14 protein-coding genes are annotated in these 12,632 nt (G+C 69.8%); 4 read left to right on the top strand and 10 right to left on the bottom strand.

Features of this window, described 5'->3' with window-relative positions; genetic code table 11:
• From ADBZ9K_RS02025 to ADBZ9K_RS01995, 7 genes are all read right to left on the bottom strand, one after another.
• A complete protein-coding gene (locus tag ADBZ9K_RS02025) occupies positions 1 to 420 on the bottom strand; it encodes a prepilin peptidase (protein ID WP_526618236.1) in 420 nt (139 codons plus the stop codon).
• A gap of 18 nt (positions 421 to 438) precedes the next feature.
• A complete protein-coding gene (locus ADBZ9K_RS02020) occupies positions 439 to 1,242 on the bottom strand; it encodes a shikimate dehydrogenase (protein WP_526618150.1) in 804 nt (267 codons plus the stop codon).
• A complete protein-coding gene (locus ADBZ9K_RS02015) occupies positions 1,239 to 2,477 on the bottom strand; it encodes an endolytic transglycosylase MltG (RefSeq protein ID WP_526618149.1) in 1,239 nt (412 codons plus the stop codon). Before ADBZ9K_RS02015 ends, ADBZ9K_RS02020 begins: the two co-directional genes overlap by 4 nt.
• Positions 2,470 to 2,976 (bottom strand): Holliday junction resolvase RuvX, encoded by a 507-nt coding sequence (gene ruvX, locus ADBZ9K_RS02010; protein WP_526618148.1) that lies wholly within the window; start codon positions 2,974 to 2,976, stop codon positions 2,470 to 2,472. The genes ADBZ9K_RS02015 and ruvX overlap by 8 nt, the downstream gene beginning before the upstream one ends.
• Before the next feature lie 5 nt (positions 2,977 to 2,981).
• Positions 2,982 to 5,690, bottom strand: a complete 2,709-nt coding sequence (gene alaS / locus ADBZ9K_RS02005) for an alanine--tRNA ligase (protein WP_526618147.1) — start codon at positions 5,688 to 5,690, stop codon at positions 2,982 to 2,984.
• A gap of 97 nt (positions 5,691 to 5,787) precedes the next feature.
• Entirely contained in the window at positions 5,788 to 6,177 is a 390-nt protein-coding gene (locus ADBZ9K_RS02000) for a secondary thiamine-phosphate synthase enzyme YjbQ (protein WP_526618235.1), read from the bottom strand.
• Positions 6,178 to 6,199: 22 nt separating this feature from the next.
• Positions 6,200 to 6,619 carry a hypothetical protein gene (locus ADBZ9K_RS01995; RefSeq protein ID WP_526618146.1) on the bottom strand — a complete coding sequence of 140 codons (420 nt, stop codon included), beginning with the start codon at positions 6,617 to 6,619 and terminating at the stop codon, positions 6,200 to 6,202.
• A gap of 107 nt (positions 6,620 to 6,726) precedes the next feature.
• Between ADBZ9K_RS01995 and ADBZ9K_RS01990 the strand changes: the two genes are divergently transcribed.
• Together ADBZ9K_RS01990 and ADBZ9K_RS01985 are read left to right on the top strand one after the other, a co-directional pair.
• On the top strand, positions 6,727 to 7,359 hold the full coding sequence (locus ADBZ9K_RS01990; RefSeq protein ID WP_526618144.1) for a hypothetical protein: 633 nt from the start codon (positions 6,727 to 6,729) through the stop codon (positions 7,357 to 7,359).
• 87 nt (positions 7,360 to 7,446) lie between these two features.
• A complete protein-coding gene (locus tag ADBZ9K_RS01985) occupies positions 7,447 to 7,737 on the top strand; it encodes a GlsB/YeaQ/YmgE family stress response membrane protein (protein WP_526618142.1) in 291 nt (96 codons plus the stop codon).
• A gap of 1 nt (position 7,738) precedes the next feature.
• On the opposite strand, the gene ADBZ9K_RS01980 is transcribed toward ADBZ9K_RS01985, so the two are convergent.
• The gene (locus ADBZ9K_RS01980) at positions 7,739 to 9,076 is read right to left on the bottom strand and encodes a replication-associated recombination protein A (protein ID WP_526618141.1); all 1,338 of its coding nucleotides are present in this window, start codon (positions 9,074 to 9,076) and stop codon (positions 7,739 to 7,741) included.
• Positions 9,077 to 9,110: 34 nt separating this feature from the next.
• On the opposite strand from ADBZ9K_RS01980, the gene ADBZ9K_RS01975 reads away from it, so the two are divergent.
• Complete coding sequence (locus tag ADBZ9K_RS01975; protein WP_526618140.1) at positions 9,111 to 9,980, top strand: EamA family transporter; 870 nt, start codon at positions 9,111 to 9,113, stop codon at positions 9,978 to 9,980.
• Here the strand turns inward: ADBZ9K_RS01975 and ADBZ9K_RS01970 are convergent.
• The gene (locus ADBZ9K_RS01970) at positions 9,957 to 10,538 is read right to left on the bottom strand and encodes a TetR/AcrR family transcriptional regulator (protein WP_526618139.1); all 582 of its coding nucleotides are present in this window, start codon (positions 10,536 to 10,538) and stop codon (positions 9,957 to 9,959) included. The two genes, ADBZ9K_RS01975 and ADBZ9K_RS01970, sit on opposite strands and share 24 nt — an antisense overlap.
• A 97-nt stretch (positions 10,539 to 10,635) precedes the next feature.
• Between ADBZ9K_RS01970 and ADBZ9K_RS01965 the strand changes: the two genes are divergently transcribed.
• The gene (locus ADBZ9K_RS01965; protein WP_526618137.1) at positions 10,636 to 11,424 is read left to right on the top strand and encodes an SDR family NAD(P)-dependent oxidoreductase; all 789 of its coding nucleotides are present in this window, start codon (positions 10,636 to 10,638) and stop codon (positions 11,422 to 11,424) included.
• A 31-nt stretch (positions 11,425 to 11,455) separates the two neighbouring features.
• Here the strand turns inward: ADBZ9K_RS01965 and ADBZ9K_RS01960 are convergent, their stop codons facing one another.
• Positions 11,456 to 12,181, bottom strand: coding sequence for an IclR family transcriptional regulator (locus ADBZ9K_RS01960; protein ID WP_526618135.1), 726 nt, complete (start codon positions 12,179 to 12,181; stop codon positions 11,456 to 11,458).
• Positions 12,182 to 12,632 lie beyond the last annotated feature (451 nt).

Below are 12,632 nucleotides of genomic sequence, written 5' to 3'. Positions count from 1 at the left end.
TCAGAACACCGCCAGCGCGGCCGCGGCCAGACTCGCCACGCACATCGACGGACCGTGCGGCACCGTCGCACCCCGGTCACGCACCACCATGCCGGCGGCCACCATTGCGGTCAGCAGGGGCGCGCCGAGTGCCGCCAGCAGCCACACATCCGGCCCGAATGCACCCGTCAGGCCGCCCACCGCCAGCGCCAGCTTGACGTCACCGGCGCCCAGCCCGGCCGGCAGCGCCAGGTGTACCGCCAGATACAGGGCCGCCAGACCGAGCGAACCGGCCAGCGCCGGCACCCCGCGACCGCACCCTGCGGCGACACCCAGGACAACGGCGGCTCCGGGCAGGGTGAGCGCGTTGGGCAGGCGCCGATCCCGCACGTCGGCCACGCTCAGCGCCGCAGCCCACACCACGACGATTCCGGACATCACCAGCCGCATCAGCGGACGCTAGCCCAGCGCGGCCGCCATCTGCTCGCGCGGCGCCGGTCGGCCTGTGAATTGTTCGACCTGACTGAAAGCCTGGTGTAGCAGCATCTGCAGGCCGCTGATCACCTCGCCGCCGGCGTCGAGTACCGCGGCGGCCAACGGGGTAGGCCACGGATCGTAGATGGCGTCGAGCAGCACCGGCACCCCGGCGAAGATCCCGGCATAGGCCTGGGCGGCCTCGGCCGGGATCGTGCTGACCAGCACGTCGGCGGTGGCCACCGCCTCGGCGAGCCGCTCGTCGCCGAGCGCGCAGAACTCGGTGGTGACCCCGAGCCTCGCCCCCAGATCCAGCAGCCGGGCCGCCTTGTCGCGGTTGCGGGCCGCCACGGTGATCTCGGTGACGCCGAGTTCGGCCAGCCCGACCACCGCGGCGGGGGCGGTGCCGCCGGACCCCAACACGATCGCGCGGCGCAGATGACGGATGTGCCCGAGGGCGCCGGCCACCCCGTCGACGTCGGTGTTGTCGGCGCGCCAGCCGTGGTCGGTGCGCACCAGCGTGTTGGCCGAGCCGACCAGTTCGGCCCGCTCGGTGCGTTCGTCGGCGAAGGCCAGGGCGGCGAACTTGCCCGGCATCGTCACCGACACACCGACCCACTCCGGGCCGGAACTTTGCAACAGGGAAGGCAATTCGTCGGCCGTGCACTCGATGCGGTCGTAGGTCCAGTCCGTCAGGCCCAGCGCCCGGTAGGCCGCCAGATGCAGTAGCGGCGACTTGGAATGCGCCACCGGCGACCCGAGCACCGCCGCCTTACGTGCTTCGGTCATCGCGCGGAATCGAGCACGCCGTTGTGTCGGGCCAGCTCGATGTTGGCCAGGTGCTGCTGGTAGTCCTTGGTGAACAGGGTGGTGCCCTCCATGTCCACGGTCACGAAGTACAACCAGTCCCCCGGCTCGGGACGCTCGGCCGCGGCCAGCGCATCGGTACCCGGGGAGCAGATCGGGGTGGCCGGCAGCCCTTCGGAGGCATAGGTGTTCCAGGGCGTCACCTGCGCGCGGTCGGCGTCGGTGGTGGCGACTTCCTGCCGATCCAGCGGATAGTTCACCGTCGAATCGAACTCCAGCCGCTGCGGCGCGGCGAGCCGGTTGTAAATCACCCGGGCGACCTTGGCGAAGTCGTGCGGTTTGGCCTCACGCTGCACCAGCGAGCCGACGATCAGGATCTGATAGGGCGACAGGTTCATCGCCGCGGCGGTGTCGAGCAACCCGCCGCCGACGTAGTGCTCGGCGCTCTCGGCGATCAGTGTGGCCAGGATGTCCTGGGCCGAGGCCGACGGGTTGACGTTCCAGGTGCCCGGCGCGATCAGCCCTTCGAGTCGGCGGTGGTTGGTGCCCAGCGCGGTCACGGGCTGGGTGGCCCACTGGGGTACCTGCAGCGCCGCCGCCGGCGCCTGTTCGGCCGCCCTGCGCAGGTCCTCGGCGGAGACACAGGTGCGCTGCCCGTTCAGGTCGACGCAGCTGGCCTCTGAAATGAGCGTGAAGATCCCCTCGGTGACCTTGCCGGAGCCGACCTCGCCGACGTCATCGAGCTGACGCCCCTCCGGGATCACCAGCTTGCCCACCCGGCTCTTCGGATCGGCCAGGCGCTGCACGGCCGCCGACGCCGACATCTCGGTGCGCACCTCGTAGTAGCCGGGCTGGATCGCGGCGATCGCCTTGTTGTCCTTGGCCGCGTCCACGAATCCCTTGACGTTGGAGACCACGTTCGTGTCGCGCAGGGTCTGACCGATCTGGGTGGTGGAGTCGCCGTCGTGGACCTGAATGACGACGTCGTCCTTGCCCTCGCCGGCATAATCGCCGGAGCCGCCGCCGAACAGCTTGGTACCCAGGAAGACCACCGCGAGCACCACCACGATCAGCACGCTCGCCGCGGCGGCGCCGATCATCCTGCGGCGGTTGCGGTTGCGCTGGGCGCGGACCCGGTCCAGGCGACTCATCCGCCCGCGCGGTGCGCCGACCGCCACCGGTTGGGACCGGTCGTAGTCGTCGTATTCGTCAGACATCGTCGCTCTCCGCCGGGGTCGGTGCCGCATTGCGGCGTTGCTCGAGCCAGCCCTGCAATATCCCCACCGCGGCGGCTTGGTCGATCACGCCGCGCTGGGCTTTGGCCCGCATGCCGGCCTCGCGCAGTGATCGCTCCGCAGCCACGGTAGTCAACCGTTCGTCGGCCAGCCGCACCGGCACCGGGGCGATCCGCACGGCCAGGGCGTCGGCCACCTCGACCGCGTCCTGGGCTGAGGTGCCGGACCGGTCGGCCAGCGTGCGGGGCAGACCGACGACGACCTCGACGACCTCGTATTCCGTCGCCAACGCGATCAGCCGGCGCAGGTGCTTGCCCGTTCGTTCCCGCCGAACCGTCTCGACCGGGGTGGCCAGGATGCCGTCGGGATCGCTGACCGCCACCCCGATGCGCACCGTGCCGACATCGATGCCAAGCCGGCGGCCGCGCCCCGGATCGTCGGCGCCGGGCCGGTCGGGCACACGGTTCTGTGCTGGCAGCACGGAGGCTAGCTCCGGGCGATCTCTGCGCGAACCGCTGCCAGTGCCGCGTCGATTCCGGCCGGGTTCTTGCCCGACCCCTGGGCCAGATCCGCCTTGCCACCGCCCCGGCCGTCAACGGCCGAGGAGATCTGCTGGAGCAACTCGTTGGCGCGCACACCGAGGTCCTGCGCGGCCGGGTTGGTTGCCACGACGAATGGCACGGTTTGGTCGTCGCCCTCGGCGATCAGGACCACCACCGCCGGGTCGGCGCCCATCTTGCCGCGGATGTCACCCACCAGGGACCGCAGGTCACCGGCGTTCATGCCGGCCGCCATCCGCTGCGCCACCAGACGGACCTTACCGATGAGTTCGGCCCCCGACGCCGCATTCGCCGCGGACGCCCTGGCGTTGGCCAGCCGCACCCGGTCGAGTTCCTTTTCGGCGGCCTTGAGCCGGTCGACCAGGGTCGCCACCCGCGCCGGTACCTCGTCGGAGGGCACCTTGAGCGACGACGCCAGGCCCGCCATCAGCGCGCGTTCCTTGGCGAGGTGCCGGAACGAATCCAGCCCGACATAGGCCTCGACACGTCGGACCCCGGAACCCACCGAGGACTCGCCCAAGATGGTGATCGGGCCGATCTGGGCCGAGTTGTGCACGTGAGTTCCGCCGCACAGCTCCAGTGAGAACGGGCCGCCGATCTCGACCACCCGTACCTCGTCGGGATACTGTTCGCCGAACATCGCCATGGCGCCCATCGCCTTGGCCTTGTCGAGTTCGGTGAGGAAGGTGTTCACCGGGAAGTCGGCCTGAACCGCCTCGTTGGCGACCTCCTCGACCTGATTGCGCTGCTCCTCGCTCAGTGCGCTCTGCGAGTTGAAGTCGAAGCGCAGGTAGCCAGGCCGGTTGAGCGAACCCGCCTGAACGGCGTTGGGCCCCAACACCTGTCGCAACGCGGCGTGCACCATGTGGGTGCCCGAATGCCCCTGGGTGGCCCCGCGGCGCCAGGTGGGGTCGACGGCAGCGACGATGGTGTCGCCCTCGACGAACTCACCCGACTCGACGTTGACGCGGTGCACCCACAGGGTCTTGGCGATCTTCTGCACGTCGGTGACGGCAGCCTTGGCCGACTCGCTGCCGCCGGTGCCGGTGATCCAGCCGGCGTCGGCGATCTGCCCGCCGGACTCGGCGTAGAGCGGGGTGCGGTCCAAGACGATCTCGACCCGCTCCGGGGCGGGCGATTCCGAGTGCACCCGGGGTTGATGGCCGACCACCGGCACCCGCTTGCCGTCGACGAAAATGCCGAGAATCCGGGCTTGCGAGGACAATTCGTCGAACCCGGTGAACTCCGTCGGCCCGGCGTCGACCAGCTCGCGGAACGCCGACAGGTCGGCGTGGGCGTGCTTGCGAGCGGCGGCGTCGGCCTTGGCCCGGCGCCGCTGCTCGGCCATCAGCTCACGGAAACCGAGCTCGTCGACGGACAGGCCGGCCTCGGCGGCCATCTCCAGGGTCAGTTCGATCGGGAAGCCGTAGGTGTCGTGCAGGGCGAATGCCTCTGAGCCACCCAGCACGGACTTGCCGGCGGCCTTGGTGGCGGTGGCGGCATCCTCGAACAGCTTGGAGCCGGAGGCCAGCGTCCGGTTGAAGGCCGTCTCCTCGGCCACCGCGATGCGCTGGATGCGGTCGAAGTCGGTGACCAGGTCCGGATATGACGGCCCCATCGCATCGCGCACGGTGACCATCAGTTCCGCCATGATGGGCTGCTCGACGCCGAGCAGCTTGGCGGCGCGGATGATGCGTCGCAGCAGCCGGCGCAGCACGTAGCCGCGGCCCTCGTTGCCCGGGGTGACACCGTCGCCGATGATGATCGCCGCGGTGCGGCTGTGGTCGGCGATGACTCGATACCGGACGTCGTCATCGTGGTTGCCCCGGCCGTACCCGCGCGGGGCATATTGCGCCACCTTGTCAATGACCGGCCGCAGCAGGTCGGTCTCGTACACGTTGTCGACGTTCTGCAACAGGCAGGCGATGCGCTCCACACCCATGCCGGTGTCGATGTTCTTGCGCGGCAACGGCCCCAGGATCTCGAAGTCGTCCTTGGAGGTGCCCTCGCCCCGCTCGTTCTGCATGAACACGAGATTCCAGATCTCGATGTAGCGGTTCTCGTCGGCCTCCGGGCCGCCTTCGATGCCGTACTCGGGCCCACGGTCGTAGTAGATCTCCGAACACGGCCCGCACGGTCCCGGAATACCCATCGACCAGTAGTTGTCGGCCATGCCGCGGCGCTGGATGCGCTCGGGCGGCAACCCGGCAATCTCCTCCCACAGCTGCACGGCCTCGTCGTCGTCGTAGAACACCGTGGCCCACAGCCGCTCCGGGTCGAACCCGTAGCCACCCTCGTCGACCGGCGTGGTCAGCAGGCTCCAGGCCAGCTCGATCGCGCCGCGCTTGAAGTAGTCGCCGAAGGAGAAGTTGCCGGCCATCTGGAAGAAAGTGTTGTGCCGGGTGGTGATGCCGACCTCGTCGATGTCCGGGGTCCGGATGCACTTCTGGATGCTGGTCGCCGTCGCGTACGGCGGGGTGCGCTGCCCGAGGAAGAAGGGCACGAACTGCACCATGCCGGCGTTGACGAACAGCAGATTCGGATCGTCGAGGATCACCGAGGCGCTGGGCACCTCGGTGTGGCCTGCCTTCACGAAGTGATCCAGGAACCGCTTCCTGATCTCGTGTGTCTGCACTGAAGGTTCCTTGCGTTCGGGGTGCGGCGCGCCTGAGGCTTCGACCGCACTACATTACCGGTCCGCCGACCAGCACCGGCCCGGCTTGTGGTCGGGCTCAGCCGGCCAGGAAGCTCAGCCGCACCGATCGGTGCGGGTTGTCCCGGTTGAGGTCGACCAGTACGACGCTCTGCCAGGTGCCCAGCAGCGGCGCGCCGTCGACGACCGGAACCGTGACCGACGGAGCCACGATGCCCGGCAGCACGTGGTCGGCCCCGTGGCCCGGCGAGCCGTGTGCGTGCCGGTAGCGCTGGTCGCGGGGCAGCAACCGCTCCAGGGTGTCGACCAAGTCGTCGTCGGAGCCCGCGCCGGTTTCGATCAGTGCGAGGCCGGCGGTGGCGTGCGGGACGAAGACGTTGCACAGCCCGTCACCGCGGCCCCGGCAGAACGCACGCACCTCATCGGTGAGGTCGACGATCCGACGCCGTGAGGTATCGACGTCGAGCACATCGGAGTCCACGTCTGCCAGCCTAGGGCCCGCGATGCCTGGGAGCGGGGATCAGCCCCTCCGCGGCCAGTACGCGCTTCGCCTGCTCGGCGACCATCCGCGAATGGTGGTCGCAGAGGCTGCGCAGGGCGGCCTGGCGCTGAGCCGCTGCCGGCGGCATCGCGGCGATCGCGCGGACCACCTCCAGGCCTTGGACCACATCGGTCGGGTCGGCGTGCACACATGACGCCAGGGCCGCCGCGGTGTCTGGATCGGCCCGGCCTTTGAGGCAGATGATCGACATCATCCTGACCGACGGGAGCGGATGGCCCAGGGCGTGCACGAGCCGCTGGGTGAAGGTGCGTTCGGCCCGCCACTGGTCGGCGTCCACGCCGCACTGCGGACACGTCCGCGTGCCGGCGTCGACCTGGGCGAAGCAGGCCGGGCAGAAGTACTGCGCCATGCGTTCAGGTAAACACTTCCGGCGTCCAACCGCCCCATTCGACATGAGGACCCCGACGGGACTTAAGGCCCTCGCCTGCGCCGTCCGCCGGGGCTAACTTCGCGGCTATGGGCAGGCAGAGACCCGTGCTGGCGGCGGCCATGGCGACCGCAGGTGCCGCCGCGCTGTACCGGTGGATCGTGCGGCCCCGGATGTACACCTGGGGCGCCACCGCGGCCGAGGTCGCCGCGCCGTTGCCGGGCGATGAGCTGGTGGAACCGGGTGCGCCGCGGACCACCCGCGGGATCACCATCGACGCGCCGGTGGAGGCGGTGTGGCCGTGGCTGGCACAGATCGGCGAAAACCGGGGTGGCTTCTACAGTTACGACGTCCTGGAGCGGCTGGCGGGAGCACGGATCCACAACGCCGACGCGGTGCACCCGGAATGGCAGGGGATCCAGGTCGGCGACACGGTATGGCTGGCCCGCCGCTACGGCCAGCGAGCCAGGCAGCTGGTGGCCGCCGTGGAACCGAAGTCGCACCTGGTGTTGATGTCGGCACCTGATTATGAGCGAGTTCAGCGCGGCGAGAAGGCATTTGGATCGTGGGCGTTCTATCTGCGGCCACAGGACGGGCAGACCCGGCTGCTGGCCCGCGGCACCGGTGGGGCGGTCGGGGTCACCAGCTTCGACATCGCGCACTTCGTGATGGAACGCGGGATGCTGCGCGGGATCCGCCACCGCGCCGGGCGGGCCCGCTGACCCGGGATCGACGGGCTCGCGCCGTCGTTTACCGCATCGGCCTTCGGGGTATCTGAGCTGCAAATTTCAGCAACCCGTGGAGGACCAATGACTATTACCGGAATCATCAGCGCGATCCTGATCGGTGCAGTAGTGGGCGTGGTGGGCCGGCTGCTGGCTCCTGGAAAGCAGCCCATCGGCATGCTGTTGACGGTCCTGGTCGGCATCGTCGCGGCGTTCCTGGGCACCGCCCTGGCCCGGGCAATGGGGATCCCGACCACGACCAGCGGCGTGGACTGGCTCGAGCTGCTGGTCCAGGTCGTCGTCGCGGCGCTCGGCGTGGCCCTCGTCGCCGCACTGACTGGACGGCGCCGCCGCTCCGGCCTGCTGGGCCGCTGACTCAGCGCTTGCGGCGGATGATCGCCCGCAGCTTGTCCAGCCGGCTGGCGATCTCCCGCTCCGCACCGTGATTGGTGGGCTTGTAGTAGTCGGCACCCACCAGCTCATTGGGCGGATACTGTTGCGGTACAACACCATCCGGGTCGTCGTGCGGGTAGCGGTAGCCGACGGCATTGCCCAGCTTGGCCGCCCCGGCGTAGTGGCCGTCGCGCAGATGCGCCGGCACAAGCCCGGCCTTGCCCGCGCGGATACCGTCCATCGCCGCACCCAGTGCGGTGGTGACGGCATTCGACTTCGGCGCCGTGGCCAGGTGCACCGTCGCGTGGGCCAGGGTCAACTGCGCCTCGGGCATGCCGATCAGTGCGACAGTCTGCGCGGCGGCGACAGCGGTCTGCAGCGCCGACGGATCGGCCATCCCAATGTCCTCACTGGCCAGAATCATCAACCGACGGGCCACGAACCGCGGGTCCTCCCCCGCAACCAACATCCGGGCCAGGTAATGCAGGGCCGCGTCGACATCGGACCCGCGGATCGACTTGATGAACGCGCTGATCACGTCGTAGTGCTGGTCACCGTCGCGGTCGTAGCGCACCGCCGCCCGGTCCAGCGATTGTTCGACGGTCTCCACCGTGACCGGACGCCCGGCTGCCCCGGCCGTTTCCGCGGCCACCTCCAGCGCGGTCAGCGCCCGGCGGGCATCACCGGCTGACAGCTGCACCACCAGCTCGACGGCGTCGTCGTCGACGGCGATCTTGCCGCCCAGCCCGCGGGGATCCTCGATGGCTCGCCGCACCACGGCGCGGATGTTGTCGGTAGTCAGCGGCTGCAGCTGCAGGATCAGCGACCGCGACAGCAGCGGCGCCACGACGGAGAACGACGGGTTCTCGGTGGTGGCGGCCACCAGCAGCACCACCCGGTTCTCCACCGCGGCCAGCAGGGCGTCCTGCTGAGTCTTGGAGAACCGGTGCACCTCGTCGATGAACAGCACCGTCTGCTCGCCGTAGGCGGCCGCGCGCCGGGCGTTGTCGATGACGGCCCGGACCTCCTTGACCCCCGCGGTCAGCGCCGACAGGGCTTCGAAGCGGCGGCCGGTGGCCTGGGAGACCAGCGAGGCCAGGGTGGTCTTTCCGGTGCCCGGCGGCCCGTAGAGGATCACCGACGCCGCGCCGGAGCCTTCGACCAGCCGGCGCAGCGGAGAGCCCGGCCGCAGCAGGTTCTCCTGACCGACCACCTCGTCGAGCGCCGCCGGACGCATCCGGACGGCCAGCGGAGCCGACGTCGGCGCCACCGAATCCGATCGGCCATCAGCACCGGGGACGTCGAAGAGGCTGTCGGACACGCCATCAGGCTTACCACGTTCGTAGGGTGGTGGGGTGACTGCACGCGGCTGGGTCCTGTTCGCCGCGATGAGCGTCATCTGGGGCATCCCGTACCTGTTGATCAAGGTAGCGGTGGACGAGGTCTCGGTGCCGGTGCTGGTCTTCATCCGCTGCGCGGTGGGCGCCACCCTGCTGCTTCCGATGGCGTTGTCGCCGGACGCCCGCTGGCTGTTGCGCCGGCACTGGAAAGCGGTGGCCGGGTTCGCGTTCTTCGAGATGGTCGCGGCCTGGCTGTTGTTATCCGACGCCGAACGGCACCTGACGAGTTCACTGACCGGGCTGCTCATCGCGGCGGCGCCGATCATCGCCGCGGTGCTCGACCGGTTCAGCGGGGGTGAGCGCCTCGGGCCGGCCCGCGTGCTCGGGCTCGGTGTCGGGCTGGCGGGGGTCGCGGTGCTGGCCGGGCCTGGCCTGTCCGCCGGGGGCGTGTGGCCGGTGGCCGAGGTGCTCCTGACGGCGACGTGTTATGCCATCGCGCCGCTGATCGCCGCCCGCTACCTGGCCGAGGTCCCCGGGCCTGCGTTGACCTCGGCGTGCCTGGGACTGGCCGCACTGGTGTACCTGGTGCCCGCGGCGCTGACCTGGCCGCAGCATGTGTTGACCGGCCGGGCGTATGCCGCCATCGCCACGCTGGCCGGGGTCTGCACCGCGTTGGCGTTCGTGGTGTTCTTCGCCCTGATCCGGGAGGTCGGCGCCCCGCGGGCGCTGCTGTTCACCTACGTCAACCCGGCGGTGGCCCTGGCCGCCGGAGTGATCGTCTTGCACGAGCCGCTGACCTGGTTGCACATCGCCGGGTTGGCGATGATCCTGGCCGGCTCGGTCCTGGCGACCAGGATCAGCTCAAAACACGTCCCCCACGAGTAGCCGGCACGCGACATCGACGTCGGCCAGCGCATCCTCGGGGGCCAGCGCTCCCCCGACCGTCCAGATCAGGATGCCGAAGGTGACCTGCTGCACCAGCCGGGTCCTGCGCAGCTGTTCGGAGGTGGGGTCCTCGACATCGGCGATCCTGAGGATGAGTTCACGCAGGGTGGGGTCGTCGGGGGCGTCGGCCTGGGCACGCACAATCTGTGTGGAGGTGATCATCGCATGCGCAAGATGCTTGTGCCGCAACAAGTTCCGGCACGCCGCCACCATCAGCGCGGCGATGTCACCGACCGGGTCACCGGTCGGCGGGGGTGGACGGAAGCGGGCCACCTGCTCGAAGAGCACTGCCGCGAACACATGGTGCTTCGAGGGGTAGTAGCGGTACAGGGTGCGCAGCGCCACACCGGCGTCAGCGGCGATCTCCTGGGCCTGGATGCGGTCGATTTCCTTGGCTGCCCCCAGCCGCGACGCCGCGGTCAGGATGGCGCCACGACGATTCTCCTGATCATCGGTCGCCGGGCGGGCCGGCGCCCTTGGCTCTCCGATCCGCGGCACGGTTCCCAGTATCGGGCATCGGTCACGCCACCGCGCTGCTGTACCGATCAGCGGGACCATCCTCACCGGCCCCGTCTCGACGGGTCACGATCGGTGCGTGTCGTATGCCAAGTACGGGCCGTGGGCCGTGATCGCGGGCGGATCCGAAGGTGTAGGTGCCGAATTCGCCCGGCTGCTCGCGCAAGCCGGCGTCAATCTTGTACTGGTGGCCCGCAAGCCCGAACCACTGGCCGCGACGGCGGCGAAGTGCCGGCAGCTCGGCGTCGAAGTCCGCACGCTCACAGCCGATCTCGTCGATCCGGCAGCGGTGGAGGCGTTGACGTCGGCGACCGACGGGCTCGACGTCGGGTTATTCGTCTACAACGCCGGCGCCAACACCTGCAGCGCCGAATTCCTCGACGCCGACCTGGCCGACTTCCAGCGGGTGATCGATCTCAACATCACCACGATGATGGCGTGCGCGCAGCATTACGGCCGATTGATGCGCGAGCGCCGCCGCGGCGGGATCCTGCTGGTCGGCTCGATGTCGGGTTATCTGGGCTCGGTACGCCACACCGTGTATGGCGGCGTGAAGGCCTACGGCCGGATCTTCGCCGAGGGGTTGTGGCTGGAGTTGCGCGACCACGGCGTCGACGTCCTGGAACTGGTCCTCGGGGTGACACGGACTCCGGCGATGGAGCGGGTGGGACTGAACTTCGACGTTCCGGGCATGCGGGTGGCCGATCCGGCCGAGGTGGCCAGGGAGGGTCTGGAGCAGTTGCCCCACGGCCCGGTCTATGTGGCCGGGGGCAACGCCGAAGACGTTGCGCGCCGCAATGATCCGGACCGCGCCAAGGTGGTGGCCGGTGCGCATCGGATGATGCAGCGGCTGATGGGATTGACCTGACGTTGCGACCGCGGCAGGCCGGCTCGGCGGACTAGCGCGAGCCGCCCGCCAACGCTCGGGCGACCTGGGCCGCCGCGGCCGAGACCACCGGCTGACAGCGCTGGGCGAGGACCCGGTCGGAGGTGACGATGCCGATGGCCGCGCGTGAACCCACCGTGGCGGCAACCGACACCGTCGAATGGGTGTAGTCGCCATGGCGCACGACGACCCGCCGGCGGACCTGGTGCAACTCGCCCCACCAGGCCGGGTCGGGCTCCCAGCCCTGGACGTGATCCAACTCGGCGACCACGTCCTCGGGCGAGAGCCCGGCCAGCGCGGCCACGCCGAGCGCCACCCGGTGGGCGGGAAGCCGCACACCGACCGAGGTGGGCACCTGCCGCGCCGAAGGCCCGCCGAGCTTGTCCAGGTGCACGATCTCGCCGCGGTCGAGCAGTCCCAGGTGTACGACGGCACCGGTCCGCAGCTGCAACTCGTGCAACACCGGCGCGGCGACCGAACGCAGCCGCACGTCGGCGGACTCGCCCGAACCCCACGCCGCGGTGCGCGCGCCGAGCCGATAGCCACGGCCGGAGTGGGTCAGCCACTCCAGTCGCACCAGCTGATCCAGGATGCGGTGCGTCGTGGAGCGCGGCAGATGGGCCCGCGCGGCGATCTGATCCAGCGTCAGCCCCGCGGACACGTCCTCGAAGGCGTCGATGATCGCCGTGAAGCGGTCGAGCATCGAGGCGGGAGCAGCGTCGCTCAGCGCCGCGGTCATAGGCACTCCTGTCCGGCAGACGAGAATTCGTTCTACCGCACCGTAGCGGTCTCGATCACCGAGACGCAAGCATTCCGGCGGTGTGGCGGCCGATAGAACAGCACTGTGCGGATCGGACTATCGACGCCGATGGTGATGCAGTTGCCCGGGGTGTCGTCGTCCTGGAAGGAAGCCGTCCGCATAGTGCCCACCGGTTGTGCCAGCTCCACTATGAGCGGCTATGGTCCGGGCAGTCGGTCGCCGCATCGCAAGCCAAATGGCTGGACACTTCGCCGGCTCGCCTCGCAGTTCGGCGCCAGCGATCACTCCGTGCGCGCAATCCTGCCGACCGCACGCGGAAACACCTGGCCTGAGGGAGCGCCAGGGTCGGTAGTGCGGCCCGGGGAACAACTCGACTGATCCGATGTCGTCGGCAGCCTCCGTGCAACCGCCCGCTCGCTGCGGCGATGAC

The organism is Mycobacterium sp. (genome assembly GCF_965229265.1).
Taxonomy (GTDB): domain Bacteria; phylum Actinomycetota; class Actinomycetes; order Mycobacteriales; family Mycobacteriaceae; genus Mycobacterium.
This window is presented reverse-complemented; position numbering and strand designations above follow the sequence as displayed.

Excerpts from the sequence above, each read along its gene's own strand:
- ADBZ9K_RS02020 (WP_526618150.1), bottom strand. The coding sequence starts at position 1,242 with ATGACCGAAGCACGTAAGGCGGCGGTGCTCGGGTCGCCGGTGGCGCAT.
- ADBZ9K_RS02015 (WP_526618149.1), bottom strand. The coding sequence starts at position 2,477 with ATGTCTGACGAATACGACGACTACGACCGGTCCCAACCGGTGGCGGTC.
- ADBZ9K_RS01995 (WP_526618146.1), bottom strand. The coding sequence starts at position 6,619 with ATGGCGCAGTACTTCTGCCCGGCCTGCTTCGCCCAGGTCGACGCCGGC.
- ADBZ9K_RS01990 (WP_526618144.1), top strand. The coding sequence starts at position 6,727 with ATGGGCAGGCAGAGACCCGTGCTGGCGGCGGCCATGGCGACCGCAGGT.
- ADBZ9K_RS01985 (WP_526618142.1), top strand. The coding sequence starts at position 7,447 with ATGACTATTACCGGAATCATCAGCGCGATCCTGATCGGTGCAGTAGTG.
- ADBZ9K_RS01960 (WP_526618135.1), bottom strand. The coding sequence starts at position 12,181 with ATGACCGCGGCGCTGAGCGACGCTGCTCCCGCCTCGATGCTCGACCGC.